Annotated in this window: 12 protein-coding genes; 8 read left to right on the top strand and 4 right to left on the bottom strand. The window is 69.0% G+C overall.

Going from position 1 to position 18949, the window contains the following annotated elements:
- Positions 1–3: 3 nt before the first annotated feature.
- Positions 4–1779, top strand: a complete 1776-nt coding sequence (locus ACFVWG_RS37720) for a DEDD exonuclease domain-containing protein (protein WP_391548295.1) — start codon at positions 4–6, stop codon at positions 1777–1779.
- 775 nt (positions 1780–2554) lie between these two features.
- On the opposite strand, the gene ACFVWG_RS37715 is transcribed toward ACFVWG_RS37720, so the two are convergent.
- On the bottom strand, positions 2555–5476 hold the full coding sequence (locus ACFVWG_RS37715; RefSeq protein ID WP_391548294.1) for a DUF222 domain-containing protein: 2922 nt from the start codon (positions 5474–5476) through the stop codon (positions 2555–2557).
- A gap of 116 nt (positions 5477–5592) precedes the next feature.
- Between ACFVWG_RS37715 and ACFVWG_RS37710 the strand changes: the two genes are divergently transcribed.
- From ACFVWG_RS37710 to ACFVWG_RS37700, 3 genes are all read left to right on the top strand, one after another.
- On the top strand, positions 5593–5880 hold the full coding sequence (locus ACFVWG_RS37710; RefSeq protein ID WP_391548310.1) for an Lrp/AsnC family transcriptional regulator: 288 nt from the start codon (positions 5593–5595) through the stop codon (positions 5878–5880).
- A 49-nt stretch (positions 5881–5929) separates the two neighbouring features.
- Positions 5930–9109: a hypothetical protein gene (locus tag ACFVWG_RS37705; protein ID WP_391548293.1), complete on the top strand. Its 3180-nt coding sequence runs from the start codon at positions 5930–5932 to the stop codon at positions 9107–9109.
- Positions 9110–10916: 1807 nt separating this feature from the next.
- The gene (locus ACFVWG_RS37700) at positions 10917–11588 is read left to right on the top strand and encodes a hypothetical protein (protein WP_391548292.1); all 672 of its coding nucleotides are present in this window, start codon (positions 10917–10919) and stop codon (positions 11586–11588) included.
- Positions 11589–11636: 48 nt separating this feature from the next.
- On the opposite strand, the gene trpD is transcribed toward ACFVWG_RS37700, so the two are convergent.
- From trpD to ACFVWG_RS37685, 3 genes are read right to left on the bottom strand one after another with little or no spacing between them, the layout of a single operon-like run.
- A complete protein-coding gene (gene trpD, locus ACFVWG_RS37695; RefSeq protein ID WP_391548291.1) occupies positions 11637–12680 on the bottom strand; it encodes an anthranilate phosphoribosyltransferase in 1044 nt (347 codons plus the stop codon).
- 8 nt (positions 12681–12688) lie between these two features.
- Positions 12689–13105: a hypothetical protein gene (locus ACFVWG_RS37690; protein ID WP_391548290.1), complete on the bottom strand. Its 417-nt coding sequence runs from the start codon at positions 13103–13105 to the stop codon at positions 12689–12691.
- 44 nt (positions 13106–13149) lie between these two features.
- Positions 13150–14067, bottom strand: a complete 918-nt coding sequence (locus ACFVWG_RS37685) for a cytochrome c oxidase assembly protein (RefSeq protein ID WP_391548289.1) — start codon at positions 14065–14067, stop codon at positions 13150–13152.
- Positions 14068–14137: 70 nt separating this feature from the next.
- Between ACFVWG_RS37685 and ACFVWG_RS37680 the strand changes: the two genes are divergently transcribed.
- Genes ACFVWG_RS37680 through ACFVWG_RS37665 form a run of 4 tightly spaced genes read left to right on the top strand, consistent with a single transcriptional unit; the run spans position 14138 to position 18424 of the window.
- Positions 14138–14800: a heme-copper oxidase subunit III gene (locus ACFVWG_RS37680; RefSeq protein WP_391548288.1), complete on the top strand. Its 663-nt coding sequence runs from the start codon at positions 14138–14140 to the stop codon at positions 14798–14800.
- The gene (locus ACFVWG_RS37675; RefSeq protein ID WP_391548287.1) at positions 14797–15693 is read left to right on the top strand and encodes a c-type cytochrome; all 897 of its coding nucleotides are present in this window, start codon (positions 14797–14799) and stop codon (positions 15691–15693) included. Before ACFVWG_RS37680 ends, ACFVWG_RS37675 begins: the two co-directional genes overlap by 4 nt.
- Entirely contained in the window at positions 15690–16739 is a 1050-nt protein-coding gene (locus ACFVWG_RS37670) for a Rieske 2Fe-2S domain-containing protein (RefSeq protein ID WP_391548286.1), read from the top strand. The genes ACFVWG_RS37675 and ACFVWG_RS37670 overlap by 4 nt, the downstream gene beginning before the upstream one ends.
- A complete protein-coding gene (locus ACFVWG_RS37665; RefSeq protein ID WP_391548285.1) occupies positions 16736–18424 on the top strand; it encodes a cytochrome bc complex cytochrome b subunit in 1689 nt (562 codons plus the stop codon). The genes ACFVWG_RS37670 and ACFVWG_RS37665 overlap by 4 nt, the downstream gene beginning before the upstream one ends.
- Positions 18425–18949: the final 525 nt, after the last annotated feature.

Below are 18949 nucleotides of genomic sequence, written 5' to 3'. Positions count from 1 at the left end.
GCCATGACCAGCCCGCCCCTGCCGACAGCGCTGCCGATCCGGGGTGTCCAGCCGAGTTTCGACGACCTCGGGACACCACTGCGCGACATCACGTTCTGCGTGGTCGACCTGGAGACGACCGGCGGTGCGCCCGGGGATTCGGGGATCACCGAGATCGGCGCGGTGAAGGTGCGGGCGGGTGAGATCGTCGGCGAGTTCCAGACGCTGGTGAATCCCGGTGAGCCGATCCCGGCGTTCATCGCGGTGCTGACCGGCATCACCAACCCGATGGTTGCCTCGTCACCCCGGATCGACTCGGTGCTGCCGGCCTTCCTCGAGTTCGCCCGCGGCTGCGTGCTGGTCGCGCACAACGCGCCGTTCGACATGGGCTTCCTGAAACACGACAGCCTCGTGCACGGATACGACTGGCCCGACTTCACCGTCGTCGACACCGCACTGCTCGCGCGCCGCGTGATCACGCCGGACGAAGCGCCCAACTGCAAGCTCGGCACGCTGGCGAAGCTGTTCCGCACCACCACGACCCCGAACCACCGTGCACTGTCCGATGCGCGTGCCACCGTGGACGTGCTGCACGGACTGTTCGAGCGGGTCGGTTCCCTCGGCGTACAGACGCTCGAGGATCTGCAGACCTTCAACTCGCGGGTTGCCCCCGCCGTACGGGCGAAGCGGCATCTCGCCGAATCGTTGCCGCACGCACCGGGTGTGTATCTCTTCACCGACGACCGCGGTGAGGTGCTGTACGTCGGCAAGTCGAAGGACCTGCGGAACCGGGTCCGCTCGTACTTCACCGCCTCCGAGACGCGGAACCGGATCGGCGAGATGGTCGGCATCGCGACCTCGGTCCGGGGGATCGAGTGCGGGACGTCGCTCGAGGCCGAGGTCCGCGAACTGCGGCTGATCGCGGAACACAAACCGCGGTACAACCGGAAGTCCAAGTTCCCGGAACGGCAGCACTGGCTGAAGGTCACCGTCGAGCCGTTCCCCCGGCTTTCCCTGGTCAAACAGGTGCGCGACGACGACGGCGGCTACCTCGGCCCCTTCAGCTCCCGCAAAACCGCCGAGCGCGCGATGGCCGCGCTCCACGAAGCGTTCCCGATCCGCCAGTGCACCGCCCGCATGTCGCGCACCCCACGACTGTCGCCCTGTGTCCTGGCCGAGATGGGCCGCTGCGTGGCGCCGTGCGACGGCCGCATCTCATCTGATTCGTACGGCGAATTCGTCGACAACCTGCGGACCGCCCTGACCGCGGACCCGACTCCCGTCATCGCCGCCCTCGACCGGCGCATCGACGTACTGTCCGCCGACGAACGCTTCGAAGACGCCGCCGTCCACCGGGATCGCCTGAGCGCGTTCGTGCGGAGCTCCGCCCGCATGCAGCGCATGGCGTCCGTCACGAGCTGCGCCGAGATCTGCGCGGCCCGCCGTACCGACGACGGCGGCTGGGAACTCCACGTCATCCGCCGCGGCCGCCTCGCCGCCGCCGGCATCAGCCCCCGCGGAACGGACCCCCGGCGCTACCTCGACATGCTGCGAGCCTCTGCCGAAACCGTCCTGCCCGGCATCGGCCCAGTCGCCACCGCCTCCCCCGAGGAGATCGACCTGGTCCTGCGCTGGCTGGACCAGCCTGGCATCCGCCTCGTCGAGATGGACGGCACCTGGACCTGCCCCATCACCGGAGCCGGCCGCCACCTCACCCGCATCGACAACGCCACCGCCGACCTCCATCACCCCACCGAACGCCGCCGCCTCCGCCCCCTGGGCCCAGCCCGAGCCAGCTAACCGTCCGCACCCTCCCCCATCGACGCGGCGGGCTAGCGAGACGCCAACCTGCGTCTGCCACCGCAGCACGGACTCGTTTGTGTCGCCCTGCACAACCAGCCGCCCTGCACAACCAACCGCCCTGCACAACCAATCCGCCCAGCTCACTCGCCGCGATGGCCTGGCTGATCGATGACCTGCTGGACCGACGAGCCGCAGATGCTTGCCTCGCCACCGAGGTGCATCCACGCGCGGCGCCGTGCCGATGACCTCACGACCACAGAACACCAGCACCATCCGGGTCAGCGACTGGGTCTTACACGCCCCGACCGACCAGTCCCGCCGTCGTGAGCAGCGCCCACACCCGCGTGCCTGATCGACCCACCTCACCTCCGCGAGCTCCGGCCGTCCCCCCATGCCCGCACCTCCGCCAGCATTCTGCTCGGCTCAACTGCCCCGACCGGGACTTGCGCGCAGAACGGCACGAGCAAAGATCGACCCCACCCATCTGCTCTCCGAACAGAGCCCCACCCATCTCAACCGGCATCCCCCAACCGCCACCTACCGAAGCGGCGCCTGACCTGAACCACCAGGCCGACCACCGGCTTCTTCAACGGCGGGGGCCTGGATTCCCGTATCGATCGACCGGCCCAACCACCAGATTTCAACGGCATGGCCTGGATTCCCGCACCGGTCAGCTGGCCCGAATCTGAGCGCCCCCGACAACCTCAGCGCGGGTTCCGCGTTCAGGCCCCCTGAGCCTCGCTCGCGGCTAGAGCGACCGAGTGCGGCCTCGCTAGAACGGCGGCGGATCCGCGGCCGCCCGACCACCCGGCAAAACCTGCGCACGACCTGGCACCACCGACGACTGATCGACGCTGGCTCGACCAACTCCAGGCCGGCCGTCTACAGGGCAAGCGTCTTCGGAGCGGGCGTTTCGGGGATGACCGGGTTCGCGGCGATCGGGTGCGGAAGGTTTGGGGTGGTCGGACGGCTGGCCGGTTGGCGCAGGTTTGGGGTGGTCGGACCCCGGGCGACCGGGTTGACCGGGGTCGGGTTGGCCGGGGTCGGGTTGGCCGGGGTCGGGTTGGCCGGGGGCGGAATGCGCGGACGTGGGGTGGGCGCGGTTGGGGTTGTGGGTGATGGGGCCTCGGGCGGGTGGGACCGTGGTGTAGCGGTGGCCGGTGGGAGCGATGAGGGTGACCGAACCGTCGGGGTGATTCTCGGTCCGCCAGCCCCAGCGAGGGGTGTCTTTGATGACGTGGTGATACTCGCAGTACGGCACGAGCCCGGCCAGACTGGTCCGGCCCGATACGGCGAACGGCGTACCGTGATCGCGATCGCATTCACGCGACGATCGGTTGCATCCGGGCCAGGCACAGACAGGATGGCGTGCGAGTAGCGTCTCGCTGACCATCGGACTGGGATCGTGGCGAGTGGTGGAGGCGTTCAGGACGACGCCGTTCACCGGGTCGGTGAGCAGGCGGCGCCACGTACCGTCCGCGGCGATCCGGCGCGCCATCTCCGCAGGGATCGGCCCGTATCCGGTGAGTTCGCACGGTTCGTCGTCGAGACTCAGCAGGGTGCCCATCGGGATCAGTACCTCGATGTGTGGGCGCCGACGATGCTGATCCGGCAAACGGCGTCCGAGCCAGTCGAGTCCGTTCGAGAGCATGTACCCGAACAGGTCGGCCACTGAGTCCGCCCGCCGCTGTTCGGCCGTCCGCTCATCGCGTGCGGGCTTCGGTTCGGCCGGGTTCGACTCGGCCAGCTTCGGTTCAGCTGGGTCCGGTTGATCCGGGTTCGGTTCGAACGGGTCTCCAGGCGTTGCCTCACCTGCGATACGGCCGCCGGGAGCGGCATGGTCGTGCGCAGTACTTCCGGCAGAGTCCAAGGCGGTGCGAGCGGAATCCGCCGCCGGCTGCGCGAACTCGGGGGCATCGAGCGACCTCACGGCAGATGCCGCAGGTCGGGAGAGTTCACAGGACGCAGCGCCGTCCGTGGGATCGCCGGAGACCGCAGGTGCCGAAGGATCGCTCGACGCCACACGCTCCGAGTGCTCACCCGACATCGCGCGGTCCGAAGGCTCGGCGAACGCTGCACACTCCGTGGGATCGCCCGACATCGCGCGGTCCGAAGGCTCGGCGAACGCAGCACATTCCGTGGGATCGCCTGACGTCGGGCGTTCCGAAGGATCGGTGGACGCCGCAGGTGCCGAGAACCCCATGGATGCCTCGCGATCGACCCGCGCTCCAAGGCCGGCAGGTCCCGTATGCGCCGCGGACGCTGCAGGTGCGCTCCATGCCGTCGATGCCGCAGGCTCGCAGGATGCCTCGTGGTCGGCGGATGCCGAAGGGGTCGTTGGGTCCGCGACTGTTGCGGACTCGGCGAACTCCGAAGAGGCCGCGGATTCGGCGGGTGACGCGCACGCCCCGGATGCTCCGGATGAGCGGCGTCCGGCAGGCTCTCCGCATTCTTCGGGGTCTGCGTGGTCTCCGCGTTCTGCGGGTGAGGTCGGCCCGGCGGGTTCCGCGGATTCTGCTGTTGGTGTGGAGGCAGCGGATTCTGCTGTTGGTGTGGAGGCAGCGGATTCTGCTGGTGGCCCGGCGGGTTCCGCGGATTCTGCTGTTGGTGTGGAGGCAGCGGATTCTGCTGGTGGCCCGGCGGGTTCCGTGGGTTCAGGTGTGGGGGTGGGGCGTTTGGCTAGGTCTGCCAGGGCTTGGACTACGACCCAGATCTTTTGGATGGTGTCGGCGGTGTGGACGATCCAGAGGCCGGCCATGCCGTCGGGCAGGGGGACGATCTTGCAGGTACGTCCGCTGACGGCTTCGCGGTGGCGGTCGGCCTCGACGTCAGCTTGGTGTTTGGCGACTTGGTGACGTAGCGAGCGGCGCAGGTTGGCGTGGGTCTGTGAGGCGGCTCGGCGCAGGACGTGGGACTCGACTGCGCGGGCGTCGTCGTCGGACAAGGCGCGGGTCGCTTCCGAGATGGCCAGTGCCTTCGAGTGGGACAGGGCACCTGTTCGCAGGGCGGTGAAGGTGGCTGCCAGGGGCCCGGTCAGATGCAGGGCGGTCTCGATGTGCCGGACCGCGGTGTTGGGCGACAGGTGCAGTGCTGCGCCGACCTCGGCGGCCCACGAACGCTCCGGATCGACTGGCCTGCCGGACGAGTCGATCTCTTCGGGACGTGGCGTCTCGGCCTCTTGCGCCTTGCGCTGGCGGAAGAACGACGCCATGGCGGACGCCTTCATCGCCTCGGCCCAGGACGCCAGCCGCGAGGCTGCCTTGAGGTACTCGATCAGGGCCATCGGTGACAGGCATTGAACGCGAACTGAGCCCAGCGCCGCCGCCAGGTCGCCGCCGGGTGGAAGGAACACCCAGTCAGGCGCGGATTGGCGCAGCATGAACCGCTCGGCCTCGTCCTGGTCGGCCGAGGCCCACAGCTCCCACTCCAGTTGATCGACGGCCGACATCGGTGGGAGGTCGGCGTCGTAGAACTCCTGTTCGCTGATGACCATCGGCGCTTCTGGGTCGTCGAGGTCCCACGCCTCGTCGTACGCGTCGTCGGGCAGCTCGTCCAGATCGCTGGGCGGGAAGAACGTCGCCGCAGGCTGGGAATCAGGCGGTGGAGGGACCAGCGCGAGCCTTCCGCTCGACCGGCTCGCGAAACTCCCGACGAGCGGTTGCTCATCGGAGGCGCGGGCCGGGTGAATCGTCATGCACACATATTAGAACACCTGTTCGAATACATCAAATCGGCGGGATCGGCGCGGAGTCCGGGCGTGGTCGCCACTATGCTTCGGCAGGTCCGATGTGCTTCGAGGGAGAGGACGACATGGTCACCGCGATCGTGTTCATCAAGGCCGATGTCGCGCGGATCCCGGAGGTCGCCGAGCAGGTGGCGGCGATCGAGGGAGTCAGCGAGGTCTACTCAGTGACCGGCGGGCTCGACCTGATCGCGATGATCCGGGTCGCGCACCACGACGAACTGGCCACGGTGATTCCCGACCACGTGAACCGCGTCCCCGGCGTACTGAGCACGGAGACCCACATCGCGTTCCGCGCGTACTCGACCCATGACCTGGAGGCGGCGTTCAGCCTGGGCCAGGAGGACGGTGTCTGAGGCTCGGAAACCTGTACTTTCTGACACGCGCTGAAGTTACGGTGAACGCATGAGCAACCCTCCCGCAGGCTGGTACCCGGACCCGACCGGGCTGCCAGACACCATCCGCTGGTGGAACGGGAAGCAGTGGACCAACCGCACCGAGAAGGAAGCGGTCCCGAGCGAGTCCACAGCGCCTGAACCGGTGGACGAGGCTGCGCCGGACGCGGCTGGGGCCGGCGACGCCGTACAGCCTGCTTTTGGTACGACGGGGTCTCAAGAGCCCGCTGTTGGTGCGACGAGGTCTGACGAGCCGGTGTCACCGCAGCAGACGGGGCCTCAGCCTGTTTGGGGGGCGTCGTCGTCTCAGGAGACGGCTTGGGGTGCGAGTCCGCAGGCGGGGTGGGATACGACGTCGCCGCCGCAGCAGGGTGGTTGGTGGCCCAATCCGGATGAGTCGGAGAACGCGGGTGGGCCGCGGCTGACGGCGGTCGGGCCGGTGGAGATTGAGACGGCTGCCGCTGGTTGTGAGGTGCCGGGAGACGATGGGCTGACGCCGTTCGAGCGGGCCCGGGCTACCTGGAACGCACCGGAGATCGCACCGGCCCCGCCGGAGCACTGGACCCAGCGACCGGTACCGGACGTCGATGCGACTCCCGAGGGCGAGCAGACCGCCGTCGCGCCGCAAGGTGACGAGCAGGCCGCCCCTAATGGGTGGACGCTGCGGCTCGCCTCCACGCCGGACGATGCGCCGAGTGCCGGTGGTACGCCGAGTGCCGGGACTGACGCTGGTACGGCGAACGCCCCGACTGACGGTGGTACGGCGGCTGCCGGACCTGAGGCCGGTACGGCGAACGCCGCCACTGACGGTGGTACGGCGACTGCCGGACCTGAGGCCGGTACGGCGAACGCCGCCACTGACGGTGGTACGGCGACTGCCGGACCTGAGGCCGGTGTGGCTGAGGCCGGGACTGACGGTGGTACGGCGGCTGCCTGGACCGACGGTGGTGCATCGGAGGTTGGGGCTGCGGCCGGTACAGCGACCTCCTGGAGTGACGGTGGTGCGCCGGAGGTTGAAGCCGGTACGGCGGAGGCCGGGGCCGAGGGTGGTTCGTGGGGTGCGGCGGCCAGCGGTGACTGGGGTGTCGAGGGCGAGACCGGCGTACAGGCTGGCGTTAGTGCTGCCGGTGGTTGGGGCAGCGAGGACGGTGGCGCCTCGGCTGGTGGTTGGGGCGTGGAGCCGGAGGGTGGCGCGCAGACCGCGGCCGCTGCTTGGGGTGCGGAGGCGAGCGGCGGTGAGCCGGCTGAGACGCCCGGTACGCCGGAGGCTTGGGGCACCGCGACTGGAGACCCTGCTGCGGCGGAGGGTGGTGGTGAGCAGGGGTGGTCCGATGTGAGTTGGACTGAGGCTCCGAATGCTGCCCGCAAGCCCCGTGGGTCAGGTACTCCGGACGAGACCGCTGCGGTTCAACCGGATGGAGGTGGAGAGCCGGACAGCGAGACCACCCAGGTACAGCCGACGTGGGGCACGGCGTCGGGTGACGAAGCCACGCAGGCGCAACCGGCCTGGGGTGGGCAGTCAGACAACGAGACCACCCAAGTGCAGCCGACCTGGGGTGCGCAAACGTCGGGTGACGAGGCTCCGCAGCCGAAGCCGACCTGGGGTGGGCAAACGTCGGGTGACGAGGCCACGCAAGCACAACCGGTTTGGGGTGCGCAGGCTTCTCGGGGCGAGGCTCAGGCGCTGCCGTCGGGTGATGAGGCGGCGCAGGTGCAGGCTGCTTGGGGTGCTCAGGCAGGGCAGGCGGCTGGGCCGGTTCAGCAGGGCGCGAGTGAGGGTGAGGGTCCGCGGGGGCAGTCGGCCTGGGGTGTGGATCCGGATCTGCAGCAGGCTCCCAGTCAGCAGAACTGGGGCGTTGCGGCCGGTGGGCAGGGTGCCGGCTGGAGTGCGACTCCCGACGGTCAGGACGAGAAAACTCAGCTTTGGGGTGCAGACGCGTCGCAGGTTCCGGCCGCCGCGCAGGGCTCTAGTTCCTGGGGTACTCAGGAGACGCCGGGCGACACTGCGGACAATCAGCAGGCGGCTCAGAATCCGTGGGGCGCGGAGCAATCCGGCGTACAGACGGCTGGTACTCCGTGGGGCGAGCAAGCGGAGACTGCGGCACCGAGCAACAACCCCTGGGGAGCTGCTGCGAGTGGCAGCGGTGCTGCCGTCGAGGGCGAGCAGAAGACTGCCGCTGCGGCTTGGGGCGCGGGGCAGGGTGCTGGCGGGCCTTGGGGAGAGCAGCAGGAGACGAGTTGGGGGCAGGACCAGGCTGGTACTCAGACCGCGGCTGGACCTTGGGGTGAGCAGAAGGAGGCTTCTTGGGGAGCCGGTGCTGCACCCACGCCGCAGAGCGCGGGCGGGCCTTGGGGCGGCGCGCCGCAGGCTGGCGGGTGGGGTGCTGGGCCGGGTGTTGGCCCAGACGCTCCCGGCCGGGATGGCAGCAAGCCGAAGAAGAACGCCGGACGTGGTGGACCAGCCAGCAAGAAGCCAGCTGGCGGTGGCGGCGGGCCGGGCGCGAAGCTGCCGTTGCTGATCGGCGGTGGGATCGCGCTGGTGATGCTGATCGTCGCCGCGATCTTCCTGATCACGAAACCGGGCGACGACAAGGCTGACCCCAGCCCGACGCCGCCGACGAACCAACCCACGAACCAGCCGACCGACGCCACCAAGCCCGGCCAGTCGAAGAACCCGAAGCTCCACGAGGGCGAGCGGATTGCATCGACGGCGATCTCGTTCCCGCGCCGTACCGGGCTGTGGTCGGACCGCAAGCGGCTGGTACCGCAGCTGCTCGACTCGAGCGGGCAGTACGTCGTACTGCAGGAGAAGTTCGACGGGACCAACAACTGGTACGCCGACATCTTCGTCGGTGCCTTGGGCAACCAATCCGGATTCGGCGGCGACCCGAAGGCGACCGCGCTGGCGCTCGCGGACGAGGTGCCGGCCTCGCTGTACGGCGGCATCCCGATCACGCGCAAGCCGGGGGTCAACGGTGCGGTCAAGCGGTCGGACAAGTCGGGCTGGTACGTCCAGCAGACGATCACCGCGAAGTCGGCCAAGGTGAAGGCGCGGGCCCTCACCCTGACCATCGCCGTCTTCGACCTCGGGGACGGGACAGCGGTCGCGTACATCAGCGATATCCCTACCAACCGGCCGGACCTGAAGGCGGCCGAAAGCCAGGCCTACAAGGGAATCAACGTTGGCTGACAACGAGAACCAAACCCCGCCCCCACGCCGCTCCGGCCGCCACAGCGCCCCGCCTCCGCCCCCGGTACTCCCCGCTCGTCGTCCCCCGTCGGGCGCCCCCGACTCTCCCACCGCAGACGGAACCACCATGCCAGTCCCAGACGGCCTCCCCCACTTGTCCTCCGTAGCCCGCACCGACCCCGAGGCCGCGACCACGCCTACCGCTCCGTATACGCCGGACGGTGCAGCTGGGTTGGGCAACGCAGGCACGCCGGACCGCGCGGACCAGTCAGCCGGGCCGAGTGAGCCGGTTGCTCCGGGTCGCTCGGATGCTTTGGGTCGGTCGGACGGGCTTGGCGGAGCGAGCGATGTGTTGATGGGGCAGTCTCCTGCGCCGGCGCCCCCGCCACCTCCGCCACCGCGCTCCCCCAGTCGCAGCCAGTACGGCGAGCCTGCCGGGCAGCCGACTCCGCCCATCGGCCAGCAGTACGGCGAGCCTGCCGGGCACCCGACTCCGCCGATGGGTCAGCAGTCGGCGTATGCCCCACAGCCTGGTGCGCAACCTGATCCACAGTCCGGTGGGTACGGCGGTCAGCACCCGATGCAGGGACGGGCGTATGGGCCCGGTCCGGCCCAGGAGTCGCAGGCTCGTGCTCCGCAGCCGGGTGGCGGTCCGGGGCACAACGCGGGATCGCTGACGCGTTCTGACGAGGGAGCGCAGGTGGGAGGGCAGTCGACTGCTCCACCTAGCGGTCCGATGAGCGGCCCGCCCGCGGTCGATCCGGCTGGCGTGCAATCGTCGGCTGGTCCAGTGGGTGCGCAACCGAACGGTGGGCGACCGCCGGTTGGCTCATCAGGTGGGCAGCCGATGGTCGGTTCCGCAGGTTCGCAGCCGACGGTCGGTTCAGTGGGTCAGCCGCCGGGTAGTTCAGCCGGTGGGGGGCCGTCGGGTGGGCAGCCGGGGTACGCGCCTCCGCCTGGTGTAGTCGGTGGACCAGCGAGCGGGCAGCCGCAGGGCGGGCAATCGCCGCAACCGGGATACGTGACACCTGTACGGCCGGCACGTCCGCAGGGTGCACTGCCGCAGCCCGGCGTGCGACCACCCGTCACCGGTCCGCAAGCCGCGCCACCGGGTTACGCGCCGACTGGTCCGCAGGGTGCTCAGCCGGGTTCCGGCCCACGCTCGGCACCTGTCGATCCGCAGAGCGGGCAAACGGGGCTCCCGCCTCACTCGATGCCTCCAGGCGCCAAGAATGTGCAGCCGGGACCCGCGCCGTACCCGACTCCCGCAGGTCCGCAGAACGTGCAGCCTGGACCCGCGCCGTACCCGACTCCCACAGGTCCGCAGAACGTGCAGCCCAGCGCCCCGTCCGGCCCGGCGTACCCGGGTCCCCAGCAGCCAGTGCCCGGAGCCCGCTCGGCGTCGCCAGGTAGCCAGAACGTGTGGCCAGGTAGCCAGAACGTGCAGCGAGGGGTTCCGACGGGGCCTGCGAATGCAGGTCCAGTGAATGCAGAGCCGGGGTCTTTGGCGCGTACTACGCCCGTTGGTCCCCAAGGCACGCAGCCCCGACCGGGGTCGGCAGTTGGGCAGCAGGCAACACCGCCGGCGCAGGGCGGGCCGGGTCAGTCGGCGGAAGTGCCGCCGTACGGGGATGGTGGGCGGGGGTTGTCTGCGGCGGCGGAGCCTGCGGGTGACCCGGTGGGCGGGCAGGGTGGGCGTGGTGGTCGGGGGGTCGGGGTGCCTGAGGCTGAGGGGTATGGGGTGGTTTTGCGGCAGAGTGGCGATTCCAATGGGCGGGCTCGGCTCACTGGGGCTTTGGTGTTGGTGGTGGCGGCTTTGACGGCTACTGCCTTGTGCATCGGGTGGATCTGGACTCGGGCCGATGCGGTGTCACCGGCGGCGTTGCCTTCGGGGAATCCGGGGTTGCGGACGGTTGATCCTTCGGTGAAGCCGACGCCGACACCAGCCCCGCAGGGCAAGGTGCTCGGGACGCTGCTTGTTGCCGCGAACAAGGACTCGATGCCGATCATGGGGTCTGCCTGGAGTGAGACCGGCGCCAGCCGGATCGGGTTGTACGGCGGGGCTGCGATCTGGCTCACCGTGCACGAGAATTACAACAGCGACTCCGACTGGGGCAACGTCGTCGCGTTCGGGCAACTGACGCCGACGGTGAAGGTGACCAGCACTCCGGCCGGGCTCAAGAGCGCCGCGACGCAGGCGGGATCGCGCGCGATCATCGGGCTGTACGGCGAGGGCGCGAAGATCTCCGCTACGACGCACAAGGCGATCACCGTGGACGGTCACCCGGGGCACGAGATCACGACGCGGGTCGCGGTCAGCGCACCGAAGCTGACGGAGACGTTCTCCACTGTGCTGATCGCGGTGGTTGACCGCGGTGACGGTACGGCGGCTGTGTCGATCGGCGACATCGCCGGTTCGACGCCGACGTGGATCCAGGTCTGGCGCACGAAGGTCAGCCAGATCAAGATCAACCGCTGAGGCCGGCCGAAAGCGGTCGGCCCTCAGCGCTAGCCGCGCACCACAGCGTTAGCCTCGCACCACAGCGCAGGCGGCGATCCAGCGGTCGAGCACGTCCTTGGCCGCACCTGAGTCGATCGCCTCGGCCGCGAGGTCCATCCCGGTCCGGATCCGCGCGGTGATCGGTCCCTCGACCGGTGTGTACGCCGCCAGCGCGGCACCGGCGTTCAGCAGTACGACGTCGCGCACCGCCCCGGCCTCACCCTCGAGCAGCGACCGCACGACCTTCGCGTTGTACGGCGCATCCGCACCCCGAAGCGCCTCGGCCGCCACCGGCTCGATTCCGAGATCACGCGGATCGAGAGTGAACGGTCCGGAGACCTCTCCCCCACCGACGTTCCACACCTGCGACGTCGTACGGGTGGTCAATTCGTCCAGACCGTCGTCACCGTGGAACACCAGCGCATCGATCCCACGCCGCGCCAGTACGCCGGCCATCAGCCCGGCGACGCGGGCATCGCCGACTCCAACAGCCTGAGCAGACGGATCACCCGGGTTCGCCAACGGCCCGAGGAAGTTGAAGGTCGTCGGTACGCCGAGCTCACGCCTCGGTACGGCGGCGTGTCGGAGCGCCGGATGGAATGCCGGGGCGAAGCAGAAGGTGATTCCGGCGCGCTCTGCGACCTCGGCGACCTGGGCCGCGGTGAGGTCGAGCGGAATCCCCAGCTCAGCCAGTACGTCGGCCGATCCGCACGCCGAGGAGGCTGCGCGGTTGCCGTGTTTGACGACCTTGGCACCGGCTCCCGCGGCAACGATCGCGGACATCGTGCTGATGTTGACGGTGTGCGCCTGGTCGCCGCCGGTACCGACGACGTCCAGGGTGCGGCCGGGCACGGTGATCCGGGTCGCGAAGTCGCGCATGGTCGCGACCAGACCCTCGACCTCGACGACCGTCTCGCCCTTGGCACGCAGCGCGATCACGAAGCCGGCGAGCTGGGCCGGGGACGCGGCCCCGGACAGGATCTGTTCCATCGCCCACGCGGTGGCGGTGGCCTCCAGGTCCTCGCCCCGCAGCAGCGGGTTGAGGACGTGCGGCCAGGTGTAGGCGGGCATCGCCGGGATCAGGTGCTGGCTGGCAGCTTGGCGACCACGGCGCGGAGCAGGCCCGCGGTCACCTCGGCGAGCCGGACCGGGTCGATCGGGTGCGAGACCGCGGCCTCGGCGCGCGACCAGGTGGCCAGCCAGGCGTCCTGCGGACGGCCGGTGATCACCAGGATCGGCGGGCAGTTGAAGATCTCGTCCTTCAGCTGCCGGGCGATCCCCAGGCCACCGGCCGGCACGGCTTCGCCGTCCAGGATCGCCAGGTCGATGCCGCCCTTGTCCATGGCCTTGATCACGGCCGGCTCGGTCGCACACTCGACGTACTCGAGCGCGGGCAGATCAGCGGCCGGGCGCTTGCCCAGCGCCAGCCGGACGGACTCCCGCGTCGTACGGTCGTCGCTGTAGACGAGAACCTTCAGCGGACGCTCTGAGCTCATCGATTCATCCCAAGCTGTGAAAAAGACGACTGGACAACCGAATGCTACCGGGGTGCCTGCTCGGCTCTGCGCGCCTGCTCCTCCAACCGGTCCAGGCGACGGTCCTCACGGCGGGCTTCACGCTGCGAGTCGCGCACCCACTGGACGAACAGGACGCCGAAGAAGACCAGGCCGACGATGTCCCCGGACCCCCACAACAGGCCGCCGGCGATGTACTGGTCGTGGATCGGTGAGGGCGGCCAGGAGCGTTCGAAGCTCGTGTACCAGTCCTCGGCGATCAGCCGGTTCGCGGACATGATCGTGATCCCCAGGAACGCGTGGAACGGCAACGTGAGGAACGTCATGATCAACCGGAACGGGTAGATCACCCGCCCCGGTACCGGATCGAGACCCAGCAGCGGCCAGAAGAACAGCGATCCGACCAGGACGAAGTGGAAATGCAGCAGGTCGTGCAGCCCGGTCGAGCGCAGTGTCGCGTCGTAGATGCCGCTGAAATAGAGCACCCAGGGGCTCAGGACGAACAGCGTGAAGCCGATCAGCGGGAAACAGAGGACCTTCGCGACCCGCGAATGCAATACGGAGAGCAACCATTTCCGGGGCCGCTTGGGCAGCGTCCGCAGCGCCAGCGTGACCGGCGCGCCGAGCGCCAGCATCAGCGGCGTCAGCATCGACAGGATCATGTGCTGGGCCATGTGCACGCTCAGAAGCACCGTGTCGTAGGTGCCCAGAGCGGATTGGGTGGCGATCACCGCGCTGCCCAGACCGAGTCCGACGAAGGCGACGGTCCGCCCCGGCGGCCATTTGTCACCACGTTTGTGGAGCTTGCGGACGCCGTACAGGTAGAGCGCGCCGACGGCAACGATCACGGCGAGTAACACCGGTTCGAAGGTCCAGGCGGTCAGCAACCGGAGCGGGGTGAACGGCGCGATCTGGTCACCGGGCCCAGCGTGAAGGGGAAGCACCGTTCAACAGTAGTGCGACATGCATGGGGGTGGTCGTGGCGCTTCGTCCGGGGACCGACATAATGACGGCGTGGCCACTGCAACTGCGCTCCCAGCGTCTCGAGAACACGGACACCACGACCGTCCCAGCATGGTCAGTGTCGGCACGATCGTCTGGCTCGCGAGCGAACTGATGTTCTTCGCCGCCCTGTTCGCGGCGTACTTCACGATCCGGTCGGTGACGACCGCCGCCGCTGCCCCGGGCGTGCAAACGCTCTGGGACGCGTCGACGGAGATGCTGAACGTCCCGTTCGCGCTCACCAACACCCTTGTCCTGGTGCTCTCCTCCGTGACCTGCCAGTTCGGCGTGTTCGCGGCCGAGCACGGGCGGGTCGGGCGGGTCGGATCGGCGGTGAACTTCCTCAAGTGGGGTATGCGTGAGTGGTTCATCCTCACGTACCTGATGGGCGCGGTCTTCGTCGCCGGCCAGGTCACCGAGTACGCCACGCTGATCCACGAGGGCATCACGATCTCGTCCTCGCCGTACGGGTCGGTGTTCTACCTGACCACCGGCTTCCACGGCCTGCACGTGACCGGCGGCCTGATCGCCTTCGTGTTCGTCCTGGCCAGGACCTACATGGCCCGCAAGTTCACCCACGAACAGGCCGTCTCGGCGATCGTCGTGTCGTACTACTGGCACTTCGTCGATGTGGTCTGGATCGCCCTGTTCGCGACCATCTACCTGCTCAAATGAGTGAGAAGAGAACCTCCTTGTCACCGGCGCGCTTTCTCTCCGCGCGACGACGGCACCGGTCCGCCGGCCTCGTCGTGCTCCTGTTCGGCCTCCTGGCAGTGGGCTCGGCGTACGCCGCGTTTGCCCCTGGCAGCGCGGTGGCCGACAACTCGGCCAAGACCCAGCAGATCGAAGAGGGCAAGAAGCTCTTCGCGGTCGGCTGTTCCAGCTGCCACGGCCTGAACGCCGAGGGCAGCGGCAACGGTGAGGGCAAGATGGCCGGCCCCTCGCTGATCGGGGTCGGCGCGGCCGCCGTCGACTTCCAGGTCGGCACCGGCCGGATGCCCGCGATGCAGCCGGGCGCCCAGATCCCGCGCAAGACGCCCGCCTACACACCGGAGGAGATCGAGGCCCTGGCCGCGTACGTCGCCTCGCTCGCGCCCGGCCCGGCGGTCCCCGCGCAGGACTCGTACGACATCAGCAAGGCGACCGACGAGCAGGTCACCCGCGGTGGCGAGCTCTTCCGGACCAACTGCACGGCGTGCCACAACTTCGCCGGCCGCGGTGGGGCGCTGCCGAAGGGCAAGTACGCGCCGTCGCTGATGAACGTCGACCCCAAGCACATCTACGAGGCGATGCTCACCGGTCCGCAGCAGATGCCGGTCTTCTCCGACCAGGTCATGCAGCCTGAGGACAAGCGCGACATCATCGCCTACCTGCACGCGCTGCAGGAGCAGAAGGACCCGGGTGGCTTCGGCCTCGGCCGGCTCGGCCCGGTCTCGGAGGGCCTGTGGGGCTGGCTGGTCGGAATCGGCCTGCTGGTCGTGGTCGCCGTCTGGATCGGCGCCAAGGGAGTCAAGGTCAAGGGCGCCGGCGCACACGGAGCCAAGGCCGAGGGAGCGAAGGCCGAATGAGTGACAAGAACCTGCCGGTGAAGGCAGCCGACGAGCACCACGGCGCGGTCGAGGTGGCCGAGCCGATCGCGGATCCGGGTCTGGAGCCGCACGAGTACCGGATCACCGACCTCGACCCGAAGGCCGCGGACCGCGCGGAGCGCCAGGTCGCGACCATGTTCACGCTGGCCGGCCTGCTGGCCCTCGGCTCGTGCGTCGCGTACTTCGCCATCCCGCGCGACGCGACCCTCGTGTTCGGCCCGCTGTCCGGTAACGCGAACAACATGGTCATCGGCCTGTGCCTGGGCCTGGCGCTGTTCCTGATCGGCGCCGGGGCGATCCAGTGGGCCAAGCAGCTGATGGTCGACACCGAGATCATCGAGCTCCGGCACGACGCCAACTCGACCCCGGAGCAGAAGGCCGACATCATGGCCGGCTTCTCCGAGGGCGCGGCCGAGTCCGGGTTCTCCCGGCGCAAGCTGATCCGCCGCTCGCTGCTCGGCGCGATGGGCCTGCTCGGCCTGCCGGCAGTCGTCCTGCTGCGTGACCTCGGCCCGCTGCCGGGCCGCAGCCTCTACAACACCATCTGGGCCAAGGGCATCCGGGTCGTCAACGACGTCACCGACCGCCCGATCAAGCCGTCCGACCTGATCGTCGGCCAGCTGGTCAACGCCCAGCCCGCGAACCTCTCCCCGTTGCAGGAGGAGAGCGCCGTCGAGTACCAGAACGCCAAGGCCAAGGCCGCGGTGATCGTGGTCCGGATCAAGCCGAGCGAGATCCGGACCCCGGCCGGCCGGGAGAACTGGGGTATCGACGGCATCCTGTGCTACTCCAAGATCTGCACCCACGTGGGTTGCCCGATCTCGCTGTACGAGCAGACCACGCACCACGTGCTCTGCCCGTGCCACCAGTCCACGTTCGACCTGGCCGACGGCGCCAAGGTGGTCTTCGGGCCTGCCGCCCGGCCGCTGCCGCAGCTACCGTTGGCAGTGGACGCCGAGGGCTACCTGATCGCGCAGAGCGCGTTCAACGAGCCGGTCGGCCCGAGCTTCTGGGAACGAGGGTGACAACCGTGTCTGACACCAAGGAAAAGCCGGCCGCCACGGCGGAGTTCCCGCCGCCGGTCAAGTGGGTCGACGACCGGCTCGGGATCGGCAAGCTCGGCCGGAAGAACCTGCGCAAGGTCTTCCCGGACCACTGGTCCTTCATGCTCGGCGAGATCGCGCTGTACAGCTTCATCATCCTGATCCTGACCGGCATCTTCCTGACGCTGTGGTTCAGGCCGTCGATGGCCGAGGTCGAGTACCAGGGCTCGTACAGCCTGCTCAAGGGCCTGCACATGTCCGAGGCGTACGCCTCGACGCTGGACATCTCGTTCGACGTCCGCGGCGGTCTGCTGATGCGGCAGATCCACCACTGGGCGGCCGTGCTGTTCATCGCCGCGATGATGGTGCACCTGCTCCGGATCTTCTTCACCGGCGCGTTCCGCAAGCCGCGGGAGCTGAACTGGGTGATCGGCTTCGGGATGCTGTTCCTCGGCATCATCGAGGGCTTCATCGGCTACGGCCTGCCCGACGACCTGCTCTCCGGTACCGGTCTGCGGATCACCCAGGGAATGATGCAGGCGTCCCCGATCATCGGTACGTACCTGACGTTCTTCATCTTCGGCGGCGAGTTCCCGGGTGACGACTTCGTGTCCCGGTTCTTCACCGTCCACGTGCTGCTGATCCCGGGGCTGATCCTGGCTCTCGTCACGGCCCACCTGTTCCTGGTCGTGTACCACAAGCACACCCAGTTCGCGGGTCCCGGCCGGACCGAGAAGAACGTCGTCGGCTACCCGCTGATGCCGGTCTACATGGCCAAGGCCGGCGGCTTCTTCTTCGTCGTCTTCGGCGTCACCGCGCTGATGGGCGCACTGCTGCAGATCAACCCGGTGTGGCTCTACGGGCCGTACAACCCGGCGGAGGTCACGGCAGGCTCCCAGCCTGACTGGTACATGGGCTGGCTGGAGGGCTCCGTGCGCCTGATGCCAGGCTTCGAGAGTCATTTCTGGGGCGTGACGCTCAGCTGGAACCTGCTGATACCGGCGCTGATCATCCCACCGGCCTTCGTGACGCTGGTGGCGCTGTATCCGTTCATCGAGGGCTGGATCACCGGCGACAAGCGGGAGCACCACCTGCTGGACCGGCCGCGCAACGTGCCGACCCGCACCGGTATCGGCGCCGCGTTCATCACCTTCTACGGCCTGCTGTGGATCGGTGGCGGTAACGACCTGGTGGCGACGCACTTCGGCCTCTCGCTGAACGAGGTGACCTGGTTCCTGCGGTTCGCGGTGTTCCTCGGTCCGGTCTTCGCCTTCTGGGCGACCCGGCGGATCGCGATCTCGCTCCAGCGGGCCGACCAGGAGCGGCTGCTGCACGGGCTGGAGTCGGGCATCATCGTCCGCTCCCCCGACGGCGCCTACTCCGAGCGGCACACGCCAATCTCGGAGCACGAGGCCTACGCGCTCACCGCGCACGACCGGCTCGTTCCGTACGAGGTGGGCCCGGAGACCGACGACAACGGGGTCCGCGCACCGCGCCGGGCGCTGAACAAGGTCCGCGCCAAGCTGAGCACCTTCTACTACGCGGACGCGGTGCAGAAGCCGACCACCGCGGAGGTCGAGGACGCGCACTCGCACGGTCACGAGGACGACGTGCACGAGCTGAGCGAGACCGAGTCCTTCCGCGAGGTCACGCCCGACCGGTACTGACCCGTCATTGGCGCACTAGCGCAGAGAACGCCCCCAGCTCCGGCTGGGGGCGTTTTTCGTTGTGGTCTAACTGGTTGCAGCGACCTTCGGTATGTCGAAGTCCTCGGGTACGACGGTGCTCTCGCGCAGGCCGAGACGTATTGGGCCTAGAAGCCGGCCACCGCGTCGGTTATCAGCACGCCTGAGCCCCGGACCGTTCAGTGTGGGGGTGAACTGCGACTCGGCTACCGCACTGCTCGTGGGCAACGTGACCCGGGGACGGACGCGCCGATCTGGTGGCCCGGGACGGCTCAGGGAACCTCACCGTGCATGTGACCGCCACGGGCGCTCAGATCGGCGCAGGGAGCGGCTGGGGACTTGCTCAGGCGATGCTGCTGCAGGACGTGACCGGTGACGGGCGTCTGGACATCACCGTCCGAGACAGCAGTGGGGGGGGGGGGGGGGGGTGCCCGACACGTCCACCCCCCAACCACCCCCCGACCCCCCACCCCCCCCCCCCCCTCCCCCCTCCCCCCCACCCCCCCC

It is taken from the genome of Kribbella sp. NPDC058245 (genome assembly GCF_042882005.1).
Classification (GTDB): domain Bacteria; phylum Actinomycetota; class Actinomycetes; order Propionibacteriales; family Kribbellaceae; genus Kribbella.
This window is presented reverse-complemented; position numbering and strand designations above follow the sequence as displayed.

What these genes read in the sequence shown, in the direction of transcription:
- ACFVWG_RS37720 (WP_391548295.1), top strand. Translation starts at nt 4, where the DNA reads ATGACCAGCCCGCCCCTGCCGACAGCGCTGCCGATCCGGGGTGTCCAG.
- ACFVWG_RS37715 (WP_391548294.1), bottom strand. Translation starts at nt 5,476, where the DNA reads ATGACGATTCACCCGGCCCGCGCCTCCGATGAGCAACCGCTCGTCGGG.
- ACFVWG_RS37710 (WP_391548310.1), top strand. Translation starts at nt 5,593, where the DNA reads ATGGTCACCGCGATCGTGTTCATCAAGGCCGATGTCGCGCGGATCCCG.
- ACFVWG_RS37705 (WP_391548293.1), top strand. Translation starts at nt 5,930, where the DNA reads ATGAGCAACCCTCCCGCAGGCTGGTACCCGGACCCGACCGGGCTGCCA.
- trpD (WP_391548291.1), bottom strand. Translation starts at nt 12,680, where the DNA reads ATGCCCGCCTACACCTGGCCGCACGTCCTCAACCCGCTGCTGCGGGGC.
- ACFVWG_RS37690 (WP_391548290.1), bottom strand. Translation starts at nt 13,105, where the DNA reads ATGAGCTCAGAGCGTCCGCTGAAGGTTCTCGTCTACAGCGACGACCGT.
- ACFVWG_RS37675 (WP_391548287.1), top strand. Translation starts at nt 14,797, where the DNA reads ATGAGTGAGAAGAGAACCTCCTTGTCACCGGCGCGCTTTCTCTCCGCG.
- ACFVWG_RS37670 (WP_391548286.1), top strand. Translation starts at nt 15,690, where the DNA reads ATGAGTGACAAGAACCTGCCGGTGAAGGCAGCCGACGAGCACCACGGC.